Source organism: Rhizobium sp. A37_96 (assembly GCF_053521765.1).
In genome coordinates, this window is record NZ_JBNWDS010000010.1 from 48,299 (window position 1) to 73,253 (window position 24,955).

Here is a 24,955-nt window from a genome sequence, read left to right on the forward strand (position 1 = left end):
ATTGGATGCCGGTCTCGATTGTGCGGCGTGACCGCGATCACGGCGTCTGGAACTCCGTCACCGGGCCGCCATTGTTGTCGCTGCGCTTGACGTTGTTGCGCTCGCGCATGAAGCGGTCGAACTCGTCCTGGTCCTTGGCGCGACGCAGCTCGCGGACGTAGCTGTCGAATTCGGCACGCATCTCGTCCAGCTTGCGGCGCTCCTGCTCGAGACGCTCGAGTTCAGCCTTGCGCCAGTCGTCGAAAGCGACGTTGCCGGTGGAGAAGGAGTGACGGTGACGGCCGCGATGACGGCCACAGCCGGCAAACACGCCATCGGCCCTTTCATTCACATCCCGTTTGAAATCCCGCAAACGTTCCCCGAAGAGAATATAGGCGAGCATGGCAAAGCCCAGCGGCCAAAAGACCACGAAGCCAAGTACCATCAGGGCAATAGTAGCCGGAGTCCAATCCGGGCGAAGCAATGCAGATTGGTTCATCGTGAGGTATCCTCGCACGGCGCATCGCCCCTCGACCGATATTGATCAATGGTAAGGCTTCTGCGCGGTTTTTAAAGCTCTACTGCATCTCAGCGCGTTCCAAGGACGCGCGGCGCGGCAAACGGCCCGATCATCTGCGGTACCGCTGGAATCGAGATGGTAACCTCTTCGTGAGCCTTCAATAGTATCGCCGGACGGAATCGGACAAGTGCTTGAATTCGCGCCTACAATTCAACAAAAGCTAATATTTTGCACCGGCGGAGCGCGACGATATTCTTCGAACATCCGCGCGCCTCGCCGTTTTATTTTGCAGGATCCCCAAAAGGGGCGGTGATTCTGGGTGCAAACACGCGCTCAGGCGGATTTGCCGCCCTTGATGACCCGCTTGACGACCGATCGGCCGGCGCGCGCGTGCTGGCGCGTGAAGGCCAGAATGCGCGGTGCAATCTCGCGGCGGAAGCGCGAGCCGTTGAAGACGCCGTAGTGGCCGACATCCGGCTGCAGATAGTGCATCCGCATGTGCTCGGGAATGCTGGTGCAGATGGTCTGCGCCGCATGCGTCTGGCCGACGCCGGAAATATCGTCGTTCTCGCCTTCGACGGTCAGCAGCGCGACGTTGCGGATGGCCGAGGGATCGACGCGCTGGCCGCGATGCATGAGCTCGCCCTTGGGAAGCGCATGCTTGATGAACACCTGATCGACGGTCTGCAGGTAGAACTCCGCCGTCAGATCCATGACGGCCAGATATTCGTCATAGAAATCACGGTGCTTTTCGGCAGGCTCGCCGTCGTTCTTGACGAGATGGACGAAGAAATCCTTGTGGGCGATCATATGGCGGTCGAGGTTCATCGACATGAAGCCGGAAAGCTGCAGGAAACCGGGATAGACAGGCCGCATGAAGCCCGGCTGCGGCCAGGGCACGTTCATGACGACGTTGTCGGCAAACCATTCCAGCGGCTTTTCCTTGGCGAGCTGGTTGACGGCCGTCGGATTGATGCGGGTGTCGATCGGGCCGCCCATCAGCGTCATCGACGAGGGCGCCAGGCGATCGCCGGCCGCTTCCATCACCGCGGCGGCGGCGAGAACCGGCACCGACGGCTGACAGACGGCGACGACATGGGTGTCGGGCCCGAGGTGATGCAGCATCTCGATGACGTAATCGATATAGTCCTCCAGATCGAATGTGCCTTCGGTCATCGGCACCATGCGGGCATCGATCCAGTCGGTGATATAGACGTCGGCGCCCGGCAGCAGGGCTTCGACGGTGCCACGCAACAGCGTCGCATAGTGGCCCGACATCGGCGCGACGATGAGGATGCGCGGATCGGTGCCATGGCCTGCGGGCAGGCTACGCTCGAAATGGATAAGATTGCAGAAGGGCTTCTTCCAGACGATCTTTTCATGAACAGAGACCGGCTTGCCTTCGATCTGCGTCTCGTGCAACCCGAATTCCGGCTTGCCGTAGCGCCGGGTCGTGCGCTCGAAGACCTCGAGGCTGGCCGTCAACGTGCGGCCGAACACCGTATGGGACAGCGGATTGAGCGGGTTGGCATAGGCCAGGCGCATCATGTCGGCCGCCGCGCGGAAGGGAGCGAGAGCGGCGTGGTTGAGTTCGTAAAACTGATAAAACATGGGGGCTTTGCCTTTCGTGACGCGGGTTGCAAACCCGCACATCACCTGGATCATGGAAACGCACGCGCCTTGCGTGTCGCTGCTTTCACTGCGGCGCTCCTCCGGTCGCGCTGTGCAGCAGGATGATCACGGCTCCGCGGGCGCGATCCTCATCCTTTAAGCTCTTACTATCGAAGCTAGCAGCTTTTGCTGCAGAGCAACATAAGTACAACGGCTCTTTCTATAAAAAACGCCGGAGAATCGCTTCTCCGGCATCAACAATGATCTCAAAAAGTTAAAGTTCCTGAGCTGAAGCGCCTCACGCGTCGGCCAGGAAGGTCTGGCGCTGCGTGCCGAGGCCTTCCATGCCAAGCTCGACGACATCGCCCGGCTTCAGATACTGCGGCGGCTTCATGCCCATGCCGACGCCGGGAGGCGTGCCGGTGGAGATGACGTCGCCCGGGTGCAGCGACATGAACTGGCTGAGATAGGAGACGAGGAAGGCAACGCCATAGACCATGGTCTTGGTCGAGCCATTCTGCATCATCTTACCGTTGACCTTGAGCCACATGCCGAGATTCTGCGGATCGGCGACTTCATCCTTGGTAACAAGCCAGGGGCCGATCGGGCCGAAGGTGTCGCAGGACTTGCCCTTGGTCCACTGTCCCGAGCGCTCCGTCTGGAAGGCGCGTTCGGAGACATCGTGCGAGACGCAGTAACCGGCAACGTAATCCAGCGCATCGGCTTCGCTGACATATTTTGCCGTTTTGCCGATGACGACGCCGAGCTCGACTTCCCAATCGGTCTTTTCAGAGCCGCGCGGGATCAGCACGTTGTCGTTCGGGCCGACGATCGCGGAGCTGGCCTTCATGAAGATGATCGGCTCGGGCGGCACGGTGGCGCCGGTTTCGGCGGCGTGGTCGGAGAAGTTGAGACCGATGCAGATGAACTTGCCCGTACCGGCAACGCAGGCGCCGAGACGGCCTTCCGCCAGTTCGGGCAGGCTCTTGGGATCGAGGGCGGCGATCTTTGCAAGACCTGCCGGCGAGATGGCCTCGCCGCCGATGTCGGCGACGTGAGCGGAGAGATCGCGGATCTTGCCGTCGCTATCCAGAAGTGCCGGCTTTTCCTTGCCGACTTCGCCAACGCGCAACAGTTTCATGGATTTTCCTTCCCTGCATTTTCAAAGACGAGATTGCCTATACGACAAGATTGATGACACCATATATGAACGAATTATTCACCAGTGTCATCAATCGATTTCGCAGAGCCTAGCATGGCTTGGCTGCGCACGCCGAAAAAACAGCCCGTTCAGCTCGCGGGCAACGATCTGGCGATTTCGACAATGACGTCGAAAGCCGTATCGATATCCTCCGCGGTCGACTCGAACTGGCCGGCCTGGAAGCGAATGACCAGCCGCCCGCCGACGCGGGTCTGCGTCAGGTAGATGCGGCCGTCATTGTTGATGGCGGTCAGCAGGCGCTGGGTATGGCCTTCCTGGTCAATGCCGGCGGGCGCCTTGTGATCGAAGGAGAACAGCGACAGGAACGGCTCGGTGACGATATCGAAATCAGGCTCGGCGGCAAGACGCTTAGCCAGATTCTGCGACCAGGACACATGGTTGCGGATCATCGTCCGCAACCCTTCCAAGCCGTGATAACGCAACAGGAACCAGAGCTTCAGCGCACGGAAGCGGCGGCCGAGCGGCACGGACCATTCCGAATAGTTGATGATGCCGTCATGGCCGTGGGTGCGCAGATATTCAGGCTGGATCGCCAGCGTGCGCACCAGCGTCTCCGGCTCGCGAACGAACTGGACGGAGCAATCGAACTGCGCGCCAAGCCATTTATGCGGGTTGAAGACGATGGAATCGGCCTGCTCGACGCCTTGCCAAAGCGAGCGGAATTCCGGGCAGATCATCGCCGAACCCGCCCAGGCGGCATCGACATGCACATAGAGGCCGTGTGCGTGGGCAACCTCCACAACGGCGGCAATATCGTCGCAGGCGCCGACGCTGGTGCCGCCAACGCAAGCGATGACGCCGGCCGGCAGCAATCCGGCCGCCCGGTCACGCTCGATGGCCGCGGCGAGCGCCTTCGGATCCATGGCCTTGCTGGGACCGCCCGAGGGAATGCGCACCAGATTTTCATCGCCGACACCGGCAATCCAGATGGCGCGGTCGATGGAGGTGTGGACCTGGTCGGTGGAATAGATGCGCACCGCCTTGTTGGCTGCCAGCCCTCGGCTGTTGCCCTGCCACTCCAGCGCTCTCTCGCGCATCACCAGGACGGCTGCAAGAGTTGCGGTCGAGGCTGAATCCTGGATGACGCCGGTGAAGGTTTCGGGCAAGCCGAGAGCCTGACGCAGCCAATCGACCACCTTCGTTTCAAGCTCGGTCGCGGACGGCGATGTCTGCCAGAGCATGCATTGGGCGGCGATGGCGCTGACCAGATATTCGGCAATCACCGAGACGGGAGCGGCATTGGCGGGAAAATAGGCGAAGAAGCGTGGATGTTGCCAATGCGTCATGCCGGGCACGAGGATATCCTCAAAATCCTTGAAGATATCCTCCATCGCTTCGCCTGTTACCGGCGGGGAATCAGCGATATGCGCCGATATCTCGCCCGGCGCCATCTTCGCCCGTACCGGCCTGTCGCGAAGCGACGCGCGATAGTCCGCGCCCCAATTTGCCGCTTTCTCCGACCACTGCCGGAACTCTTCCCAATTCATGACGATCCTCCCTGCTCTATCGAACGAGGCGGACCTTAGACCGGTTTTGGTATGTGGTCGAGTATCAGAACAGCTCGTCCAGCGCCGGCCCAAGCGGCACGATGCCGTTCGGATTAAGCGTCGCTATCGAGTAGTAGCCGCGCTTGATATGATCGAAGTTGACCGTCCCCGCAATCCCTGGCCAATCGAGCATGCGACGGCAGAAGGACTGGAGATTGGCATAGTCGGACAGCCGGCGGAGATTGCACTTGAACAAGCCGTGGTAGGCGACGTCAAAGCGGACGAGGGTAACGAACAGCCTGATATCGCTTTCGGTCGGATGATCGGCGAAGAGAAAGTTCCTGCCCTCCAGCTCCGTCTCGACCCGATCGAGGCAATCGAACACATCGTTGAAAGCTTCTTCATAGGCGATCTGCGTCGTGGCAAAGCCGGCGCGATAGACGCCGTTGTTGAGAGCGGGATAGATCCGGGCATTGAAACTGTCGATCTCTTCCCGCTTGCCGGCAGGGTAAAGGTCGATATCGTTGCGGGCGACGTCGCCGAAACCATCATTCAGCATGCGCAGGATATCGGCCGACTCGTTGTTGACGATCGTGCCGGTCTGCTTATCCCATAGAACCGGAACGGTGGCGCGGCCGGTGATATGAGGATCGGCCTTCGTATAGATCTCATGCATGTAGGTTGCGCCGTTGACCGGGTCGTTCGTGGCGCCCGGATAGTCACCAAACCGCCAGCCCTGCCTGGACAGCACCGGTTCGACGACAGAAACGGATATGACGTCTTCCAGGCCCTTCAGCTTGCGACCGATCAGGGTGCGCGATGCCCAGGGGCAGATCAGTGCGACGTAAAGATGGTAGCGGCCGGCATCCGCCTTGAAGCCGGCATTCCCTGTCGGTCCTGCGCGGCCATCCGGCGTTACCCAGTTACGGAAGCTCGACGTCTGGCGAACGAAGCCGCCTTTTTCATCCTTGGCCTGGACCGGCTGCCAATCTTCAGTCCATTTCCCGTCTACCAGCAAGGCTATGTCTCCACTCGCGCGCGTTTTTCCGAGAGTCCAGCATAGCGGAACAGAATTTCACGGGAATAACGTAAACTTGAAACAGACTGTCTACCTCGCGAATGCGGATACTTCTATGTATGGAAAAATGCGTTTTGCGCTCAGGTTTATTGGAGCATCTCATGGCGACATCCGTTTCCACCGTTAAAACCGACCACGCCAGCCGCTATCTCCAGCAGCTCTGCAAGCACTGGAGCCATCGATTCAGCGTGGAGTTCGACCCGGCCGCCGGCAAGGTGCCCTTCAGCCCGGAAAACTCTCTCGATCTCGCAGCCGAGCCCGGCGGCCTGGTCATGACCCTGACTGTCGGAAATCCCGAAGATCTCGAGCGCATGCAGAATGTGGTCGCCGATCACCTCAAGCGCTTCGCTTTCCGCGAAGAACTCGACGTATCCTGGAGCGCCCACGCAAGCAAAGCGTAAGCTCCCATCCTGTGTTCATAGCCAGCCAACGGTCTATTTTCCTGCGATCCACGGCTGGTCCCTCCAACGAAAGAAGCCGCAATGACATCAAGCAACAGCCGCGAATCCCAATATCCGATCGACAAGCTCTTTCTCGACCGCTGGTCGCCGCGCGCCTATTCCAACGAGAGCATTCCGGAAGCGGACCTGCTGACCATTCTGGAAGCAGCGCACTGGGCACCCTCGGCCTCCAACCTGCAGCCGTGGCGGTTCCTCTATGCCCTGCGCGGCTCGGAACACTGGGAAAAGTTCCTGAGCGTTCTGGTGGAATTCAACCAGGGCTGGGTGAAGTCCGCCTCCGCGCTGCTCTTCGTCATCTCGCGCACCCATAATGGCGAGCTTGGCTCGGCCGAACAGAAGCCCAGCTACAGCCACTCCTTCGACGCGGGCGCAGCCTGGGGCTTCCTGGCGGTCCAGGCACATCTAGCCGGCTATGAAGCGCACGGCATGACCGGGTTCCATGTCGAAAAATCCTATGAAGTTCTCGGCATTCCCGACGGCTTCCGCGTTGAGGCCGCCGTCGCGATCGGCAAAGTCGGCGACAAGAACCAGCTTCCGGAAAAGCTGCGCGAGCGTGAAGTCCCGAGCCAGCGTGTGGCGCTTTCGGAACTCGCCTTCAACGGCACCTTCATCGCCAAGTAATCAACAAATAAGAAAAGGCCGGAGCATCATAACAAATGCTCCGGCCTCTTGATGTATAAGGCCCGCCGGATATTCTCCGCGGGCCTTTTTGCTTGTCGAACCAGCCTCAGATATCGAGATTGGCGACGTTCAATGCGTTGTCCTGAATGAATTCGCGCCGCGGCTCGACTTCGTCGCCCATGAGCCGGGCAAACAGGCCGTCGGCATCGGTCGCGTCCGTCACCCTCACCTGCAGCAGGGTGCGGACGTTCGGATCGAGCGTCGTTTCCCAGAGCTGCTCGGCATTCATCTCGCCAAGACCTTTATAGCGCTGCAGCGTCAGGCCCTTGCGGCCGCCGGCAAAGATCGTGTCCAGCAGCTGGCGAGGACCGGAAATTTCCGTCTCGCCATCGCGGCGAGTAAGCTTCGGCGGCGTGACGTAAACTTCTTTCAGCCGTGCGCCAAGCTGGTCGATGAGGCGGGCATCCTGCGAGCCGATGAGCGCCATGTCGAGGAAGACGACTTCCTTGACGCCGCGCACCGTGCGCTCGAAGCGCAGGCCGCCCTCGCCCGTTACGGCACCGGTCCAACCGCGTTCGGTTTCCTCGGCGATGACATCGAGCCGCTTGGCGACATCGTTCACCAGCGTTTCCGCGCGTGCGGGATCGCTGACCATTTCGGCGTTGAGCGCACCGGCGATGGCCGCCTGCTCGACGACGGAGCGATTGTAGCGGGAATGCAGATTGTCGATCAGCGTGCGCAGGCGGAGCGCGTCGTAGATCGCCTCGCGCAGATCCTGGCCGACGCGCACTTCGCCGTTGCCGAGACGCAGGCTTGCATCGTCGGTGCCCTGGCCGATCAGATATTCTTCCAGTGCCTTCTCGTCCTTGACGTATTGCACCGACTTGCCGCGCGTCACCTTATAGAGCGGCGGCTGGGCGATATAGAGATGACCGCGCTCGATGAGATCAGGCATCTGCCGGAAGAAGAAGGTCAGAAGCAGCGTACGAATATGCGCGCCGTCGACGTCTGCGTCCGTCATGATGATGATCTTGTGATACCGCAGCTTTTCGGCGTTGAACTCGTCCTTGCCGATACCCGTGCCGAGCGCGGTGATCAGCGTGCCGATTTCCTGGCTCGACAGCATCTTGTCGAAGCGCGCACGCTCGACGTTCAGGATCTTGCCGCGCAGCGGCAGGATGGCCTGGTTTTCGCGCGAACGCCCCTGCTTGGCCGAACCGCCTGCCGAGTCACCCTCGACGAGGAAGACTTCCGACTTGGCGGGATCGCGTTCGGAGCAATCGGCGAGCTTGCCGGGTAGCGATGCGATGTCGAGCGCGCCCTTGCGGCGGGTCAGTTCGCGCGCCTTGCGGGCAGCCTCGCGGGCAGCGGCGGCCTCGACCACCTTGCCGACCAGCACCTTGGCATCGGACGGATGCTCTTCGAGCCATGTACCGAGCGCCTCGTTGACAAGGCTTTCAACGACCGGGCGAACTTCGGAGGAAACCAGCTTGTCCTTGGTCTGCGACGAGAATTTCGGATCGGGCACCTTGACCGACAGCACGGCCGTCAGGCCTTCGCGGCAGTCGTCGCCGGTCAGCGTCACCTTTTCCCTCTTGGTGATCCCGGAGGTATCGGCATAGGAGGTGATCTGGCGCGTCAGAGCCGCACGGAAGCCGGCCATATGCGTGCCGCCGTCGCGCTGCGGGATGTTGTTGGTGAAGCAGAGCACGTTTTCGTGGTAGCTGTCGTTCCACCACATCGCCACTTCGACCGTAATTCCATCCTTCTCGCTGCGAATCGACACCGGCTTCTGCACGAGTGGCTTCTTGGCGCGATCGAGATAGGAAACGAAGGCCTCCAAGCCGCCGTCGTACAGCAGCTCTTCCTGCCTGACGTCGGAATGGCGCTTGTCGGTCAAGAGGATGCGAACGCCGGAATTCAGGAAAGCGAGTTCGCGCAGGCGATGTTCCAGCGTGCCGTAATCGAACTCAATCATGGTGAAGGTATCGGAGCTCGGCATGAAGCTGACCTCGGTGCCGGTCGCATCGCCCGCGTCGCCCGTTTGCTTCAACGGCGCATCGGCCACGCCATGGGTGAAGCTCATCTCATGGATCTTGCCCTGGCGGCGGATCTTCAGGCGCAGCCAAACGGAGAGCGCATTGACCACCGAGACGCCGACGCCGTGCAATCCGCCCGAAACCTTGTAGGAATTCTGGTCGAACTTGCCGCCGGCATGCAGCTGGGTCATGATAACCTCGGCCGCCGAAATGCCCTCGCCGCTGTGAATGTCCGTCGGAATGCCGCGACCATTGTCCGTGACCGTGACCGAACCGTCGGGATTGAGCGTCACCGTCACGATGTCGGCATGGCCGGCCAAGGCTTCGTCAATGGCGTTGTCGACGACTTCATAGACCATGTGATGCAGGCCCGAGCCGTCATCCGTGTCACCGATATACATGCCGGGGCGCTTGCGCACGGCATCAAGGCCCTTCAGAACCTTGATGGAATCTGCGCCATATTCGGCGCTGCCGCCGTTGTCGGTTACGGATGTGTCGGTCATATATTGAAGTCTTTCCAGTGTTTTAGAGAACCCGGCCGATCCCTGGCGAATCAGCGGTTTTTCCTGCCCTGAATATAGGGTGTTTCGTCCTGAAGTTCCAAACGGAAGGCCCCGAAATCAGGTATAAAACAGGGGATTAAGGCGCTTTTCAGCCTGTTTTCCCGGCATTTTCCAGAACTCGGGATAGCTCGCGGATCGTTGCGGCGTCAAGACTGCGAATCTTGCCGGCCAAATGGTTGACGAAAGCCGTGTACTCGGGCGCAAGCCCGGAGGTATCGACGACGACGCGCGGGTCGGAAAATCGCGCCAGGAGGAACAATTCCTCGGCCTCGTCCCAGATGATATTGAAATAGCCGGCGATGCGCTGCAGCAGATCGAAGGTCGGTAGGCCGCGCTTTCCGTGTTCTAAGGCGGATAAGTAAGCCGGAGTCACATTGAGCGCCTCGGCCATCTGCTTTTGCGAGACACCCTTGCGCAGTCTCAATTTTCGCACCGCTTCGCCGAACGGGGTCAAGGCTTTTCCCCCTTCAAGCGTGATAGGCGGATATAGAGCGCGCCCTCGCCGCCATGATGCTGGGCGGCCGTTTCATAGGAGGAGATCAGAAAGCGGAATTCCGGCTTGGAAAACCAGAGCGGCACGGCGCGCTTCAGCGCTCCCTCGCTACCCATGGAGCTGCCCTTGCCCGTTATGACGAGCACATGGCGAAGACCGCGACCGTGGGCCCGCAGCAGGAAGTCCAACAGCATGGAATGCGCCTCGCTCTGGATGAGGCCATGAAGGTCGATCCGGGCTTCGAGCGCCAGGTGGCCCTTGGCGATCTTGCGCTTGACGGGACGCTCCAGCGGATGGTGACGGCCGGCGGGCTGCTTTGCCGGCGCTGCGACTTCCGGCGTTTCTGAAGACACCGGCACTGCCTTTGCCTTTGCCGCGCGGCTGCTTTCCTCGCTTTCGGCTTCCGCCTGCAGCACGGCTTCGAAAGCCTCGATATCGGTCATTCGGCCGGGCATGGGGCGCGTGCTCTTGGCGACCTTACCCCAAAGGATACGGTCCTCCGTACTGAGCTTTCGTTCCTTGTTCTGCCGTTCCGGGGCCATCAGCCGAACCTCTGCGCCGCCGCCTTCGGAATGAATACATAAAAATCGGCGTCGTTGCGCACGGTGCCGGCGAGCTCGCCCGCATTATAGCCCGAACCGGTAAAGATATCCCCGCGCGCCGGCCCGACGATCGCCGAGCCCGTATCGAGCGCCAGCATCAGCCGCGCGAAAGGCTTGCCGGCATCGAGATGGGTGAGGCTTTCCGACCGGATGAAGAAGGGAAAACCGAAGGTATGGATCTGCCGATCGACCGCAAGGGACCGGCCGGCCACGAGCGGCACCTTGGCGGCCGCGATCGGCCCCAAGGCCGGATCGCTGACATCGGCCTCGCGGAAGAAAATATAGGACCGATTGTGCCAAAGGACTTCGTCGACCTGCTCCGGGTGCCCATAGAGCCAGTCGCGGATCGTCTGCATGGAAATCGTCGCGCGATCCAGCAAGCCGCGTTCGATCAGCAAGCGCCCGACGGCCGAGAAAGGATGACCGGCCTTGGCGGCATAGGTGATGCGGCCAAGCCGTCCATCCGGATAGCGCAGACGTGCCGCACCCTGCACATGCACGAAGAAGACATCGACCTTGGATTTCGCCCAGGCGATTTCCAGACCCTTGCCGCCGAGATAGCCCCGATCGATCTCGCCGCGGTCGGGATAGGCGGAGATGGCGTCGCCCTGAAGCCTGCCGAACATGTAGGACGGGTCGAGTTCGGCGGGCCGGTTGGTGTCGTCCAGATCGATCAGATCGGCCGGCCGGCGATAGAAAGGATGGCAAAAGGTTTCGTCCGGCACGGCCGAAACTTCGATTTCCGGCTCATAGAAGGCGGTGACGAAACCATTTGCGCCGCCGTCGCGGCGAATGAAAAAGGGCTGACAGTGCTCCTCGAAGAAAGCCCGGGCTTCCGACGCATTCCGCGATTCCACCCCTTCGGCGATGTCGAGCAGCGTCAGGAGATCGGCTGAGGTCAGCCCGGCAGCGCCCGTGCGATAGGGCTTCACGGTGCGGATATGGTCCCGGCAGTCCTTCATCGCGCGAAAAAGGCTGGAAGGATCATCGTCCTCCCAGCCCTTCAGATCGGCGAAGGTTGCCGGCTCCAGCCTGAATTCCTGCAATGGGCTCGTCATTGTTCCGATTCGGTCGCCACAAGTTTCCAGTTCGGATCGCGCGAACGCGTGTCGCGGGCGAAGGTCCAGAGATCGCTGATCTCGGCCACCGCCTCGGCATCGCCATCGATCAGCGCGCCGGCCTTGTCATAGGTGGCCGAAATCATCTGGCTGACGATGCGCATGGTGATGAGGGATTCCGTTCCCTTCATCTCGGCGCTGAGGATATCGGCCTTGTCGATGCCGACGAAGGTGGACTTGATCTTCTCGCCCTTGGCCTCGCGATCGGCGATGGCGGCATCGAACCCTTCGTAGACTTCACGGGACAGCAGACCCTTCAGAGACTTGCGGTCGCCTTCGGCGAAGGCCATGACGATCATCTCGTAGGCCATGCGGGCGCCGTTGACGAATTCCTTCGGATTGAAGGCAGGGTCGGCCTTGTTCAGTTCGCGCAGCGAATCATTCAGCGGCGTACCGGCCGGGGTGAAGGCATCGACGGCGGCAAAACGGTCTTCCTCTTCGGTCGCGTCGCGCCTCGGCAGGGTCACCACCTTGCCGGCGTCCGGCGGCGTCTGGCCATTTGCCGGATCTGCAGAACCATAGAGATCGCGCGGCGGCTTCTCATTCCCTGTGCGGCGGCCAAGGACGCTGCGCAGCTGAAAGAAGATCAGCACCGCCGCCACCAGGAAAAAGATCGTCACAAAGTCGTTTGCACCCATCTCGTATCGGAACCACCGTTAAAATTAAAAGATCAGTCCCCATATAGTCCGCATCGATCTATCATTCAAATAGCGGACCGGTTTCTTTATTATATGCGAGAAACCAACGCTTACGCGAAGAAACCCGCTTTCAGGACCACCGTAACATGCGCCTATCATTTCTTCCTATCTTCGTTTTCCTGATGCCCTTGGCCGAAATCGCCGGGTTCATCGTCGTCGGAAAGATGATCGGCGTCTGGGCGACGCTGGGACTCGTCATCCTCAGCGTGGTTCTCGGTGCCGCCCTTCTGAGAATACAGGGGATCGGCATTCTCCAGCGCATCTCGGCCGAAAGCCGCAATGGCGGCGATCCCGGACGCGAGATGGTGCATGGCGCCATGATCGTCGTCGCCGCCTTCTTCCTAATGCTGCCCGGCTTCATATCCGATATCATCGGCCTGCTGCTGTTCATTCCGGCCGTGCGCGATCTCGCCTGGAAAATGCTGCGCAAACGTATCGTCGTCGTCGGCAATTCGCGCCCCTTCCGGCGCGGACAGGGACCGGGTGCCGGCCCCCAGGCCAGACCGCAGAGCCCTGGAACGGTGGTCGATCTGGACGAAAACGATTTCCATCGCGAGCCGAACCGGAACTCGCCCTGGTCCGATCAGAAGCGGCTCGGAGACTAGGATAGCGGCAACCAAGCGCCGGGCCATAAGGGTTGTAAGCCCCTATTCGAAATGCTAGATGGCGACACCCATCGACGTGAGAGGACACCCCCATGGCCAACGAGACCAACGGCAACGGTGCAGCCAGCCCGAGCCTCAGCATCCTTGCTCAGTACACCAAGGATCTTTCCTTTGAAAATCCGGGTGCCCCGCGCTCGCTTCAGGCCCGGGAAAATGCTCCCGACATCAATATCAACGTCAACGTCAATGCCAATCCGCTCTCGGATTCGGATTTCGACGTCGTGCTGACGCTGAATGCCGAAGCCAAGGACGGCGAGCGCGTTCTCTTCCATACCGAACTGGTTTATGGCGGCGTTTTCCGCGTTACCGGCTTCCCTCAGGAACACATGCTGCCGCTGCTCTTCATCGAGTGCCCGCGCCTGCTGTTCCCCTTCGCGCGTCAGATCATTGCCGACATCACCCGCAATGGCGGCTTCCCGCCGCTGATGATCGACCCGATCGATTTCGCGCAGATGTTCACGCAGCGCATGGCCGAAGAACAGGCCCGCGCCCAGGTTTCGGCCGTTCCGAACTAAGCCTGACCCTTTCCAGCTGGAAACAGAAATGCCCGGATCATCGTCCGGGCATTTTCTTTTGTATGCTTGGGAAAGCGCTCTATTCGGAAGCGCGATATTTGGACCAGATTCCCTTCGCGCCGAGCTTGGCGACCAGTGCGGCGTGAGCCTCCAGCTCTTCCCCGCTCAACCGGCTCGGCAGCGGATTGGGCCGCGCAAAAATATCGGCAACGATATCCTCCGCATCATCATTCTGACGGGAACGCGCCGATGAGCCGTTGCTGCTGCCGAGGCCGAGTGCCGTCTGCCGGCCGCCGATCATCTCGATATAGACCTCGGCCAGCAATTCCGAGTCGAGCAGCGCGCCGTGCTTCGTGCGGTGCGAGTTGTCGATGCCGTAGCGACGGCAGAGCGCATCCAGCGAATTCGGGCCCATCGGATGCTTGCGGCGGGCCATGGCGAGCGTATCGATCACCATGTCCGGCAGAATCGGCGGGCGGCCGAGCCGTGCAAATTCCGCATTGACGAAGCCCATATCGAAGGTGGCGTTGTGCGCGATCCATTTGGCGTCGCCGAAAAAGTCGAGGATTTGGTCTGCGACCTCCTCGAAGGGCGGCTTGTCCTTCAGCGATTCATCGGTAATGCCGTGCACGGCAAGCGCATCCGGATGAACCTTGCGGTCGCCGGGATTGATGAAGAGATGCAGCGTATTGCCGGTCGGGAAATGGTTTATCAGCTCTATGCCGCCGATTTCGATGATGCGGTCCGCCCTGTTGTCGAGGCCGGTGGTTTCCGTATCGAAAATGATTTCGCGCATGTCGGGGTTCCGCTTTCCTATTCCTCGATCGGCGGCTTGCGCCGCAGATCCGCAATGATCTCTCTCACCTGTTCGCGAGCCGCATCGATGCTTCCGCCGGTATCGATAATATAGTCGGCGCGCGCCCGCTTTTCCGCATCCGGCGTCTGCCGGGAGAGAATCATGTTGAATTTTTCCTCCGTCATGCCCGGCCGGGCAAGCACTCTTTCTCTCTGAATCTGTGGATCGCAGCTGACGACGACGATCTTGTCCAGTCTCTTGTCGGCGCCGGTCTCAAACAGCAGCGGGATATCCAGCACCACCATATCGACGCCGGCCTGCCGGTGACGCTCGAGAAACCGGAGCTCGCGCTCCCGAACCAGCGGATGGACGATGGCTTCGAGACGCTTGAAACCGGAGGGATCGCCGGCAAGTTTTCGGCTAAGTTCCTGCCGGTCGACCTTGCCGCCGCTGGTCGTGCCGGGGAAAGCGGCCTCGACCAGGAGGACCGCTTCGCCGCCGTAGAGATCATGCACGACCGCATCGGAATCGTTCACCGGAATTCCGGCATCGGCAAAGAGTTTCGCCGAGGTCGACTTTCCCATGCCGATCGATCCGGTGAGCCCGATCCTGATCATCAGTGCTTATCCATGTCGGCGATAATCAAAGCCCTCAGGGTTTCATCGACCGCCGGACGTTTTCCGAACCATTTTTCGAAACCGGGCACGGCCTGATGCAGGAGCATGCCCAGACCATCGACGGTGGCAAAGCCCTGTTCCTCCGCCTGGGCCAGAAGCGGCGTCTTCAGCGGCACATAGACAATGTCGGTAACGACCGCCTGCTGTGCAAGAGGCGAGAAGTCGATCCTGGGAGCCCCTTCGCCATCCATGCCGAGCGACGTCGTATTGATGAAGAGGCCGGCACCCCGCATGGTTTCGCCGAGAGCGGCCATCGGATGGGCATGAACCCGTTCGCCGAAGCGATCCGCCAGTTCCTGTGCCCGCTCGACGGTGCGGTTGACGACGTGAATTTCCTTGAAGCCGCGATCGCGCACGGCCTGGATCACGGCGCGGCTGGCGCCCCCTGCTCCGAGGATGACGGCGCGATCACTGCGGTCCCAACCGGGATGGCGCTCATCGAGGTTCGCCGTGAAACCGCGGCCGTCGGTATTCGTCGCGTGCAGCAGCCCGCCCTCAAGCCAAAGGGTATTGGAAGCGCCAAGTTCTTCCGAAAGCTCGTCCGGTCGATCGGCAAGTTTGAAGGCTGCTTCCTTGTGCGGGATTGTGACATTGCCGCCGACGAAACCGCTGGTGCCGTCTTTCAGGGATGCGATGAAGGCAGCGAAATCCTCGGCCGCCACTTCATACGCGCGATAACTTCCGGCTAGATCGAGCTGCTTCAGCCAGTAACCATGGATCAGCGGCGAGCGCGAATGCCTGACCGGATAACCCGTTACGAAAGCGTTTACGCTTTGTGTTTCACGTGAATCATCCATCGATCGTCCCCAGTTCACGCAGTTTTTCGAGAAGCGGCAGCATCGGCAATCCGACGATCGTGAAATAGTCGCCGTCGATTTCGGAGAACAGCTGAATGCCCTCCCCCTCGAGCTGGTAGGCGCCGACGCTCGATAATGCCTTCTGACCCACCCGGCCGAGATGCCGGTGGATGAAATCGTCCGAAAGCGCCCGCATGGTCAGATTGGCGTGCGACACATGCTCCCAGATGATGTCGCCATTGCGCGCCAGGGCGATGGCGCTGTTCAGGCGATGGGTCTCATTCGAGAGCGTCCGCAGATGATTCTCTGCATCGGCCATCGTTTTCGGCTTGTGAAAGACCCGGGTGCCGAGCGACATGGTCTGATCCGAACCGATGACGAGCGAGCCTGGAAAGCGATCGCTGACTTCCTTTGCCTTGGCCTTTGCCAGAACGAGCGCGACCGCATCCGGCCCCGCGCCCTCGCGTTCCAGCGGAGTCTCGATCGCGCGCTCGTCGATATCGGCCGCAACGGCCTGAAAATGCAATCCCGCATTTTCCATCAGCATGCGCCGGAACGGGCTGGATGATGCGAGGATAAGGGGCACGGTCATGACGGCTGCCTCCGAGATAATGATGTGCAGCGCTTAGCGCAGCTTGGGACGCAGGGCAACAATAGCGGCGGCGGTCTCCTCGATCGACCGGCGCGTGACGTCGATGATCGGCCAGTTCTGCCGTGCGCAGAGCGACCGGGCATATTTCAGCTCCTCGGAGATGGATGCTCGATCCGTATAGTCGCCGCGATCGAAACCGGTTGTCGTGCCGAGGATGCGATTTTCCCGGACTTGCGAGATCCGGTCCGTCGTCGCTACCAAGCCGACGATCAGAGGCTTCGTCGCCTTTATGAGGCTTTCCGGCAGCGGCACGCCATGCACGATCGGTATGTTTGCCGTCTTGATGCCGCGGTTTGCCAGATAGATGCTCGTCGGCGTTTTCGAGGTGCGGCTGATGCCGATGATGACGACATCGGCATCGTCATAGTCATCGGGCATCTGGCCGTCGTCATGATCCATGGTGAAGTTCAGCGCTTCGATGCGGGCGAAATAATCCGCGTTCATCACATGCTGCGCGCCGACACGACGACGCGACGTTGCGCCGAGATAGGTCTGAAAGACGTTCATGACCGGTTCGAGGACATTGACCGAGGGAACGCCCATCTCCCGGCAACGCTCGGCAATGAAATCGGCAAGCTCACGATCGACGATCGTGTAGAGCACGATGCCCGGACTATGATCGATCGCTTCGAGAACCGGCAGAAGCTGCTTGCGGTTTCTGATCAGCGGATAGACATGCTCGATGGGCTGGCTGGCATGGAATTGCACCGAAGCGGCACGGCCGGCGGAGATGAGAGTCTCTCCGGTTGAGTCAGAAATCAGATGCAGATGGAAGAAGCTTGTCCGGTTTTCCACGCTACTTTCCGTCGCCTGTTGATATCTCGGGAGAAAAGAGAGGTACGAGAAGGGGGTGGTCCTGGGCAAGTGGAAAACAGCCGAGTTTTCCACATTTGGAGTTTTCGGGAGACGACGTCGCGGTGGCTGTGGGCAATGTGGACAAGTTCGGAAGCGCCACAGCTGTCCCTGACTTATCCCCAGGGCGTGACTAGCTGGATTTCCCTGCAAACGTCTCAAAAGATTGAAAAATTGCTGCCATTTTCCACATATCGACTCATCGCCGCGAAATCTTTGCAAATTCACGCGCGAGCCGCGACAAATTGGACAGGCAATGGATGAACTTTAATCCTTGCTACTCACCGACTCTAAGAAATAGAAACCTTTTAATATATGTTTGGTTTTATATAGGACGACGTCTGTGACCGATGAGTGCCGGAAGATCCTGCGAGTGTTGAGCGGAAAAACGCTCACTCCTCCCCCTCTCTGGCTGATGAGACAGGCAGGCCGTTATCTACCGGAATATCGCGAGACACGGGCCAAGGCCGGAAGTTTCCTCGATCTCTGTTACACCCCCGACCATGCTGTGGAAGTGACGCTGCAGCCGATCCGCCGCTATGGCTTCGACGCCGCCATTCTTTTCTCCGATATCCTGGTCATCCCCGATGCGTTGAAACGCAACGTTCGTTTTACCGAAGGGCATGGGCCGGAAATGGATCCGATCGACGAGGCCGGTATCCTTGCGTTGAAGCCGGAGGGGATCATCGCCCATTTGGCGCCGGTCATGGAAACGGTGCGGCGGCTGCGGCGGGAGTTGCCGGCGGAGACGACGCTTCTCGGTTTCTGCGGCGCGCCCTGGACCGTTGCGACCTACATGATCGCCGGGCACGGCACCCCGGACCAGGCCCCTGCCCGGCTGTTTGCCTATCGCTACCCGAAGGCTTTCGAGCATTTGCTGACGCTGCTTGCGGAAATTTCCGCCGATTACCTCGTGGCGCAGATCGATGCCGGCGCGGATGCCGTGCAGATTTTCGATTCCTGGGCCGGCGTCCTCGGCGAGAAGGAATTCGAGGCCTTTGCCGTGAGGCCGGTTGCCAGGATGATCGCCTCGGTCAAGGCTCGCCGCCCGCAGGCGCGGATCATCGCGTTTGCGAAGGGTGCGGGTTATTTGCTGAAGACCTATCGCCAGAAGACGGGCGCGGATGCCATCGGTCTCGACTGGTCGGTGCCCCTGGCTTTCGCTCAGGAGCTGCAGAAGGATGGCCCGGTGCAGGGGAACCTCGATCCCATGCGGGTCGTCGCCGGCGGCAAGGCTCTGGAAGACGGCATTGACGACATCCTGCAGCGGCTCGGAAACGGCCCGCTGATCTTCAATCTCGGGCACGGCATCACACCACAGGCGGATCCGGCCAATGTTGCCAGGATCGTCGAGCGCGTGCGGGGATGGGGGAGCTGATGACGATGGAAAAGCAGACGGATTCGGCTCCAGGCCAGCGTGCGGGACGGCGCGCCTATTTCATGATCCTGATATTTGCCGCTCTGGCGATCGGCCTCTTCGCCTGGCATCCGGCGGATCTCTATCTCTGGATCAAGGCGCTTCACATCATCGCCGTCATCTCGTGGATGGCCGGTATGTTCTATCTGCCGCGGCTGTTCGTCTACCACACCGATGCCGAGCCGGGCTCGCAGCAATCCGAAACGTTCAAGGTGATGGAACAGCGGCTGCTGCGCTACATCATCACGCCGGCGATGATCCTGACCTGGATCTTCGGGCTCTATCTCGCCTGGTCCGTCTATGATTTCCAGGGCGGCTGGCTGCACGCCAAAATCGGACTGGTTGTGCTGCTATCGGCCGTTCACGGCCACTTCAGCAGTGCGGCGCGCGCCTTTGCCCGCGACGAGAACAAGCATTCTGCGCGTTACTGGCGGCTGATGAACGAGGCGCCGACGCTTCTGATGATCGCGATCGTCATTCTGGTGGTCGTGAAACCGTTTGCGTGAGGTGGGGCTGTTTTAGGCCTGACGTTAAATTTCCTTCATTTTGCGTGCCCCCCTTGCGGTTCAGAAAGTGAGTCGCTATTTTCCCGCCATCTTCTCTTCGTGGCATGTATCCATTCTGTCGCCCGCGAACGCCCCTGTCGCGGTTCTGAATACGAGCAACATTGCCTTCCCTTCCAAAAAAATGAGTAATTCCCTTCATGGCTGAAATGAAGCTTCAGGAACTGAAAAATAAATCCCCGACCGATCTCCTGGCCTTTGCCGAATCGCTCGAGGTCGAAAACGCCAGCACGATGCGCAAACAGGAACTGATGTTTGCAATTCTCAAGGTGTTGGCGAGTCAGGACGTGGAGATCATCGGCGAGGGCGTCGTCGAGGTTTTGCAGGACGGCTTCGGATTCTTGCGTTCCGCCAACGCCAACTATCTTCCCGGCCCGGACGATATTTACATCTCCCCCTCCCAGATCCGCCGCTTCTCGCTGAAGACGGGCGACACGGTCGAGGGGCCGATCCGCGGACCGAAGGAAGGCGAACGCTATTTCGCACTGCTGAAAGTCAACACCATCAATTTCGACGATCCTGAAAAGATCCGTCACAAGGTTCACTTCGACAACCTGACGCCGCTCTACCCGAACGAGCGTTTCCGCATGGAACTCGACGTTCCGACGTCGAAGGATCTTTCGCCGCGCGTCATCGATCTCGTGGCGCCGCTCGGCAAGGGCCAGCGTGGCCTGATCGTCGCGCCGCCGCGTACCGGTAAGACCGTTCTCCTTCAGAACATCGCCCATTCCATCACCGCCAATCATCCGGATTGCTACCTCATCGTTCTGCTGATCGACGAGCGCCCAGAAGAAGTGACGGATATGCAGCGTTCCGTTCGCGGCGAGGTCATCTCCTCCACGTTCGACGAGCCGGCGGTACGCCACGTTCAGGTCGCCGAAATGGTGATCGAAAAGGCCAAGCGTCTTGTCGAGCATGGCCGCGACGTGGTCATCCTGCTCGATTCGATCACACGCCTCGGCCGCGCCTACAACACCGTCGTTCCCTCCTCCGGCAAGGTCCTGACCGGCGGTGTCGACGCCAACGCCCTGCAGCGCCCGAAGCGCTTCTTCGGCGCAGCCCGCAATATCGAAGAGGGTGGCTCGCTGACGATTATCGCGACGGCGCTGATCGATACCGGCAGCCGCATGGACGAAGTGATCTTCGAAGAATTCAAGGGTACGGGTAACTCGGAAATCGTGCTCGACCGCAAGGTTGCCGACAAGCGTATCTTCCCGGCCATGGATATCCTCAAGTCCGGTACGCGTAAGGAAGACCTGCTGGTGCCGCGCCAGGATCTGCAGAAGATCTTCGTCCTGCGCCGCATCCTTGCGCCGATGGGCACGACGGATGCGATCGAGTTCCTCATCGACAAGCTCAAGCAGACGAAGAACAATCCGGATTTCTTCGAATCGATGAACACCTGATCCTTAGCCGGATTCCTCAATCTGCCACTTTGATGGTGGAAATAGACTGTTATGATCGGGCTGCCTCTGGTGGCCCGATTTCCGTTTAGACGAAGCAAACGACAATCATCAAGGCCAACCGACAATCGATTCGGATGCGGACCAATTTCATGCCGATAGTCAACGACACGATCTATGCGCTCTCCAGCGGCGGCCTTCCGGCTGGTGTCGCGGTGATTCGCGTGAGCGGCGTTGCAGCGTTTGCCGTCGCGGAAGCCCTGACCGGTCCGCTGCCGGTCGCACGAATGGCGGCGCTTAAAACGATTCGGACTCGTAACGGTCTCACAATCGATCGCGGTTTGGTTCTGATCTTTCCCGGGCCGGCTTCGTTTACGGGCGAGGATTGTGTCGAGATTCACGTCCACGGCGGCAAAGCGGTCGTCAACGCCTTGCTGGACGAACTTTCCACTTTCGATCGATGCCGCCTTGCCGAGCATGGTGAATTCTCGCGACGGGCGCTGGAGAATGGCAAGATGGGTCTGGTGGAGGTCGAAGGGCTTGCCGATCTTATTGCGGCCGAGACGGAAATGCAGCGCCGGCTTGCCCTGGAACACGCGGCTGGCGGGCTTTCCGACCTTTATAATGCCTGGGCGGATCGCCTGACGCGGTCCCGTGCCTTGATCGAGGCCGAGTTGGACTTTGCCGACGAGGAGGATGTGCCCGGTTCCGTGTCGGACCTTGTCTGGGAAGATATGGAACGGCTGCGTTCCGAACTCTCGGACCATCTTGCTGGCGCTCAGCTTGGCGAGATCATTCGCGACGGGCTAAAGGTCGTCATAGCCGGACCGCCGAATGCGGGTAAATCCAGCTTGATGAATGCGCTGGCAAAGCGGGAAGTAGCGATCGTGACGGATATCGCCGGCACGACGCGCGACGTTCTGCATGTCGATCTCAATATCGAAGGATATGCTGTTCGGCTTTATGACACCGCCGGTTTGCGGGAAACCGAGGAAGTTGTCGAGCGCGAGGGGATACGCCGCGCGCTCATGACCGTCGCGGATGCTGACCTCGTCTTGTCGCTGGCCGAAATCGGCGATCGTCCGCAACTGGATTTTCCGGGATTTTCCGGCAAAGTGCTGACGCTCGGCACCAAGAGCGACATACATGCAGGGTCGCCCATAGACTATGACGTGCTCGTCTCATCCTCGTCGGGGGTTGGGTTGGAGCAACTGCACAAGCTGCTTCGCCAGGATCTGAGCGATCGGTCCGAAGCGCTATCGCTTGCGCTGCCCAGCCGCTTGCGCCATCGCACTCTTCTTGGCGAGAGCCTCGCCGCTGTGAAAGCCGCGCTTGATGCCGTGGATAAGGGTCTCGATGTGAGGGCGGAGTATCTGCGCCAGGCTGGCAACAGCCTGGGCCGCATAACGGGACGCGTTGATGTCGAAGATCTGCTGGATGTGATCTTCTCGGAATTTTGCATTGGCAAATGATTCACGTGAAACATATGATCGGTTGGCATCCATCGACGTTTCACGTGAAACCTTCTTGACTCCTGAAATTGGTGTGCCAAACAAGCGGCACGACCGAGGACTTGGTGATGCTCGACAAAACATATGATGTGATCGTCGTGGGTGGCGGCCATGCAGGCAGCGAAGCTGCTGCTGCTGCTGCGCGGCTCGGCGCCCGCACGGCACTGGTGACGCACAAGCGCGATACGATTGGGGTGATGTCCTGCAACCCTGCCATCGGTGGCCTTGGAAAGGGTCATCTGGTGCGCGAGATCGATGCGCTCGATGGTTTGATGGGACGCGTTGCCGACGCGGCCGGTATTCAGTTTCGGATGCTCAACCGCAAGAAAGGCCCGGCGGTGCGTGGTCCGCGCACGCAGGCGGATCGCAAACTCTATCGTCTGGCGATGCAGGCCGAGATCGCCGAGATCGGCAATCTCGATGTCATCGAGGGAGATGCTTTCGATCTCGCCTTCGAACATGGTCGCGTGTCTGCGGTAACCTTGAAAGATGGCCGCATGATCCGTTGCGGTGCAGTCGTTCTGACGACAGGCACCTTTCTTCGCGGTCTTATTCATATCGGTGATAAGAAAATCCCGGCAGGCCGCGTCGGCGAAGAGCCCTCGATCGGTCTGTCGGCTACCCTGTTGCGGCATGGTCTTGCCCTCGGCCGTTTGAAGACCGGGACACCGGCCCGCCTCGACGGCACCACCATCGATTGGAGTGCTGTCGGAAGACAGGGTGCGGACGAGGATCCGACACCTTTCTCCTTCATGACCGATGCTATCGTGAATCCGCAGATCGAATGCGGGGTTACCCGGACGACGCCGGAGACACACAAGATTATTGCCGAGAACCTGAAACGCTCGGCCATGTATTCCGGTCAGATCGAAGGTGTCGGGCCACGCTACTGTCCCTCCATCGAGGACAAGATCGTCAAGTTTGGCGAGCGCGACGGTCACCAGATCTTTCTTGAGCCCGAAGGGCTGGACGATACGACGGTCTACCCGAACGGCATATCGACCTCCCTTCCCGAGGACGTGCAGGAGGAGTTTATCAAAACCATTCCGGGGCTGGAACGAGTCCGGATCCTCCAGCATGCTTATGCGATCGAATATGATCATGTCGATCCGCGCGAGCTGAAGCTCTCGCTGGAGGTTGAGAAGATTCCTGGCCTTTTCCTGGCTGGCCAGATCAATGGTACCACCGGATATGAAGAGGCCGGCGCCCAGGGTCTCGTGGCGGGATTGAACGCTGCCCGGTTTGCCACCGGCGGCAAGGCGATCGAGTTCAGCCGGACAGATTCCTATATCGGGGTCATGATCGACGACCTTACCTCCCGGGGCGTTGCGGAGCCCTATCGGATGTTTACGTCGCGTGCGGAGTATCGCCTGTCGCTTCGCGCTGACAATGCGGATGTGCGCCTGACGCCGGTCGGTCTTTCCATAGGCTGCGTCGGTTCCCGGCGCGCGTCGCGTTTCGAGCGCTATATCGAGATGCTTGATCAGGCGCGTGGCCAGTTGCAGGCATTGACCGTTACGCCAAATGAGGCGGAGAAGGCCGGAATGCATCTCAACAAGGATGGTCAGCGGCGCTCTGCCTATGAGCTTCTTTCCCATCCCGGTCAGTCCGTTGAGACCCTCTCGCGGCTTTGGCCGAACCTGCGGTCTCTTGAGCGCAATGTTGTCGAGGCTATCGAGATCGAGGCGGCCTATGCTGTTTATATGGATCGCCAAACAGCCGATATCGTTCAGGCCCGGCGGGAAGAAGAGCGCGCTATCCCCGCGGAGTTCGACTTCGCCGTTCTTTCCGGATTATCGAATGAGTTGAAGCAGAAATTGGCGGCAGCCCGCCCTAAGAACATCGCGCAGGCATCCCGTATCGATGGAATGACTCCGGCGGCGATTTCTTTGCTGCTGGCTTATCTGAGGAAATCGAACGCAGCTGACGAACAAAAGCTGGTTTCCTAGCACTGCAAGGTTTGAGAGTCCAAAATATGGAATTGAACGGTGTGCGTGTTTCACGTGAAACACAAGAACGGCTGCAGCATTTTGCCCAGCTCTTCCAGAAGTGGGCGAAGACCATCAATCTTGTCGCCCCCTCCACGATCGACGACCTTTGGCGTCGCCATATTGCCGATAGCGCTCAGATCTTTCAGCTGCATCCCTCGACGGATCACTGGGTTGATCTGGGCAGCGGCGGCGGGTTTCCGGGTGTGATTACGGCGATCCTCCTGGCGGAACGGGATGCCGGGCATGTCGATCTGGTCGAAAGCAATCAGAAGAAAGCGGCCTTCCTGCGGGTATGCCTAAGGGAGTGCGAGGCTCGCGGCGCGGTTCACGCCATTCGAATCGAGGAGGCGCCAACGGTTATCCAGCAATGCGACGTGATTTCGGCGCGGGCGCTTGCGGAACTTGAACTGCTGCTGGATTACGCAGCACCTTGGTGCGAGCGCAATGAAAATCTGCGTCTTCTGCTGCATAAAGGCAGGGATTACGAGCGGGAGCTGGAGAAAGCCCGTGGTCGTTGGGAATTCGATCTGGTAAAACATCGGAGTGTCGTCGAGCGAGATTCCGTCATTCTGGAACTGAGTCGCCTTCGGCGCCTGATTTAACTAACCATAGTTGGATATGCGG

Annotated in this window: 25 protein-coding genes; 10 read left to right on the top strand and 15 right to left on the bottom strand. The window is 59.9% G+C overall.

Features of this window, described 5'->3' with window-relative positions; genetic code table 11:
* Positions 1-37: 37 nt before the first annotated feature.
* The 5 genes from ACQZ6J_RS22415 to ACQZ6J_RS22435 all read right to left on the bottom strand — a co-directional run bounded on the left by ACQZ6J_RS22415 (position 38) and on the right by ACQZ6J_RS22435 (position 5,837).
* Positions 38-478: a DUF2852 domain-containing protein gene (locus tag ACQZ6J_RS22415; protein ID WP_163993284.1), complete on the bottom strand. Its 441-nt coding sequence runs from the start codon at positions 476-478 to the stop codon at positions 38-40.
* Between the two features lie 354 nt (positions 479-832).
* A complete protein-coding gene (locus ACQZ6J_RS22420) occupies positions 833-2,110 on the bottom strand; it encodes a polyhydroxyalkanoate depolymerase (RefSeq protein ID WP_163993286.1) in 1,278 nt (425 codons plus the stop codon).
* 298 nt (positions 2,111-2,408) lie between these two features.
* Positions 2,409-3,251 carry a fumarylacetoacetate hydrolase family protein gene (locus ACQZ6J_RS22425; protein WP_449085671.1) on the bottom strand — a complete coding sequence of 281 codons (843 nt, stop codon included), beginning with the start codon at positions 3,249-3,251 and terminating at the stop codon, positions 2,409-2,411.
* 149 nt (positions 3,252-3,400) lie between these two features.
* A complete protein-coding gene (locus tag ACQZ6J_RS22430; RefSeq protein ID WP_449085672.1) occupies positions 3,401-4,819 on the bottom strand; it encodes a pyridoxal phosphate-dependent decarboxylase family protein in 1,419 nt (472 codons plus the stop codon).
* Positions 4,820-4,883: 64 nt separating this feature from the next.
* Complete coding sequence (locus ACQZ6J_RS22435) at positions 4,884-5,837, bottom strand: glutathione S-transferase family protein (protein ID WP_449085673.1); 954 nt, start codon at positions 5,835-5,837, stop codon at positions 4,884-4,886.
* A 161-nt stretch (positions 5,838-5,998) separates the two neighbouring features.
* Here ACQZ6J_RS22435 and ACQZ6J_RS22440 point away from each other — a divergent pair, with 161 nt between their 5' ends.
* Both ACQZ6J_RS22440 and ACQZ6J_RS22445 read left to right on the top strand, forming a co-directional pair.
* The gene (locus ACQZ6J_RS22440; RefSeq protein WP_163993294.1) at positions 5,999-6,298 is read left to right on the top strand and encodes a DUF2218 domain-containing protein; all 300 of its coding nucleotides are present in this window, start codon (positions 5,999-6,001) and stop codon (positions 6,296-6,298) included.
* An 81-nt stretch (positions 6,299-6,379) separates the two neighbouring features.
* Positions 6,380-6,979 (top strand): nitroreductase family protein, encoded by a 600-nt coding sequence (locus ACQZ6J_RS22445; RefSeq protein WP_449085674.1) that lies wholly within the window; start codon positions 6,380-6,382, stop codon positions 6,977-6,979.
* 106 nt (positions 6,980-7,085) lie between these two features.
* On the opposite strand, the gene gyrB is transcribed toward ACQZ6J_RS22445, so the two are convergent.
* The 5 genes from gyrB to ACQZ6J_RS22470 form a co-directional block, all read right to left on the bottom strand.
* A complete protein-coding gene (gene gyrB, locus ACQZ6J_RS22450; RefSeq protein WP_449085675.1) occupies positions 7,086-9,521 on the bottom strand; it encodes a DNA topoisomerase (ATP-hydrolyzing) subunit B in 2,436 nt (811 codons plus the stop codon).
* Positions 9,522-9,669: 148 nt separating this feature from the next.
* On the bottom strand, positions 9,670-10,035 hold the full coding sequence (locus ACQZ6J_RS22455; protein WP_163993301.1) for a helix-turn-helix domain-containing protein: 366 nt from the start codon (positions 10,033-10,035) through the stop codon (positions 9,670-9,672).
* Positions 10,032-10,616, bottom strand: a complete 585-nt coding sequence (locus ACQZ6J_RS22460) for a Smr/MutS family protein (RefSeq protein WP_449085676.1) — start codon at positions 10,614-10,616, stop codon at positions 10,032-10,034. Before ACQZ6J_RS22460 ends, ACQZ6J_RS22455 begins: the two co-directional genes overlap by 4 nt.
* Positions 10,616-11,734, bottom strand: a complete 1,119-nt coding sequence (gene mltA, locus ACQZ6J_RS22465; RefSeq protein ID WP_449085677.1) for a murein transglycosylase A — start codon at positions 11,732-11,734, stop codon at positions 10,616-10,618. The genes ACQZ6J_RS22460 and mltA overlap by 1 nt, the downstream gene beginning before the upstream one ends.
* Complete coding sequence (locus ACQZ6J_RS22470; protein ID WP_163993306.1) at positions 11,731-12,432, bottom strand: Tim44/TimA family putative adaptor protein; 702 nt, start codon at positions 12,430-12,432, stop codon at positions 11,731-11,733. Before ACQZ6J_RS22470 ends, mltA begins: the two co-directional genes overlap by 4 nt.
* 146 nt (positions 12,433-12,578) lie before the next feature.
* On the opposite strand from ACQZ6J_RS22470, the gene ACQZ6J_RS22475 reads away from it, so the two are divergent.
* Both ACQZ6J_RS22475 and secB read left to right on the top strand, forming a co-directional pair.
* Positions 12,579-13,097, top strand: a complete 519-nt coding sequence (locus ACQZ6J_RS22475) for an FxsA family protein (protein WP_449085678.1) — start codon at positions 12,579-12,581, stop codon at positions 13,095-13,097.
* Between the two features lie 92 nt (positions 13,098-13,189).
* Entirely contained in the window at positions 13,190-13,672 is a 483-nt protein-coding gene (secB, locus tag ACQZ6J_RS22480) for a protein-export chaperone SecB (protein WP_163993310.1), read from the top strand.
* A gap of 79 nt (positions 13,673-13,751) precedes the next feature.
* Here the strand turns inward: secB and dnaQ are convergent, their stop codons facing one another.
* Genes dnaQ through ACQZ6J_RS22505 form a run of 5 tightly spaced genes read right to left on the bottom strand, consistent with a single transcriptional unit; the run spans position 13,752 to position 17,389 of the window.
* The gene (gene dnaQ / locus ACQZ6J_RS22485) at positions 13,752-14,468 is read right to left on the bottom strand and encodes a DNA polymerase III subunit epsilon (RefSeq protein ID WP_163993312.1); all 717 of its coding nucleotides are present in this window, start codon (positions 14,466-14,468) and stop codon (positions 13,752-13,754) included.
* Positions 14,469-14,485: 17 nt separating this feature from the next.
* Positions 14,486-15,085: a dephospho-CoA kinase gene (gene coaE, locus ACQZ6J_RS22490; RefSeq protein ID WP_449085679.1), complete on the bottom strand. Its 600-nt coding sequence runs from the start codon at positions 15,083-15,085 to the stop codon at positions 14,486-14,488.
* A complete protein-coding gene (locus ACQZ6J_RS22495) occupies positions 15,085-15,942 on the bottom strand; it encodes a shikimate dehydrogenase (RefSeq protein ID WP_449085680.1) in 858 nt (285 codons plus the stop codon). Before ACQZ6J_RS22495 ends, coaE begins: the two co-directional genes overlap by 1 nt.
* Entirely contained in the window at positions 15,935-16,534 is a 600-nt protein-coding gene (locus ACQZ6J_RS22500) for a Maf-like protein (RefSeq protein ID WP_449085681.1), read from the bottom strand. The genes ACQZ6J_RS22495 and ACQZ6J_RS22500 overlap by 8 nt, the downstream gene beginning before the upstream one ends.
* Positions 16,535-16,567: 33 nt before the next feature.
* The gene (locus ACQZ6J_RS22505) at positions 16,568-17,389 is read right to left on the bottom strand and encodes a pyruvate, water dikinase regulatory protein (RefSeq protein ID WP_449085682.1); all 822 of its coding nucleotides are present in this window, start codon (positions 17,387-17,389) and stop codon (positions 16,568-16,570) included.
* A gap of 400 nt (positions 17,390-17,789) precedes the next feature.
* On the opposite strand from ACQZ6J_RS22505, the gene hemE reads away from it, so the two are divergent.
* The 6 genes from hemE (at position 17,790) to rsmG (ending at position 24,933) form a co-directional block, all read left to right on the top strand.
* A complete protein-coding gene (hemE, locus tag ACQZ6J_RS22510; RefSeq protein ID WP_449085683.1) occupies positions 17,790-18,824 on the top strand; it encodes a uroporphyrinogen decarboxylase in 1,035 nt (344 codons plus the stop codon).
* Positions 18,824-19,369: a protoporphyrinogen oxidase HemJ gene (gene hemJ / locus ACQZ6J_RS22515; RefSeq protein WP_204326850.1), complete on the top strand. Its 546-nt coding sequence runs from the start codon at positions 18,824-18,826 to the stop codon at positions 19,367-19,369. The genes hemE and hemJ overlap by 1 nt, the downstream gene beginning before the upstream one ends.
* A 197-nt stretch (positions 19,370-19,566) precedes the next feature.
* On the top strand, positions 19,567-20,832 hold the full coding sequence (gene rho, locus ACQZ6J_RS22520) for a transcription termination factor Rho (protein WP_028753790.1): 1,266 nt from the start codon (positions 19,567-19,569) through the stop codon (positions 20,830-20,832).
* 149 nt (positions 20,833-20,981) lie between these two features.
* Positions 20,982-22,301 carry a tRNA uridine-5-carboxymethylaminomethyl(34) synthesis GTPase MnmE gene (gene mnmE / locus ACQZ6J_RS22525; protein WP_449085684.1) on the top strand — a complete coding sequence of 440 codons (1,320 nt, stop codon included), beginning with the start codon at positions 20,982-20,984 and terminating at the stop codon, positions 22,299-22,301.
* Between the two features lie 107 nt (positions 22,302-22,408).
* Entirely contained in the window at positions 22,409-24,289 is a 1,881-nt protein-coding gene (mnmG, locus tag ACQZ6J_RS22530; RefSeq protein WP_449085685.1) for a tRNA uridine-5-carboxymethylaminomethyl(34) synthesis enzyme MnmG, read from the top strand.
* A gap of 26 nt (positions 24,290-24,315) precedes the next feature.
* Positions 24,316-24,933 carry a 16S rRNA (guanine(527)-N(7))-methyltransferase RsmG gene (gene rsmG / locus ACQZ6J_RS22535; protein ID WP_449085686.1) on the top strand — a complete coding sequence of 206 codons (618 nt, stop codon included), beginning with the start codon at positions 24,316-24,318 and terminating at the stop codon, positions 24,931-24,933.
* The last annotated feature ends 22 nt before the right edge of the window (positions 24,934-24,955 follow it).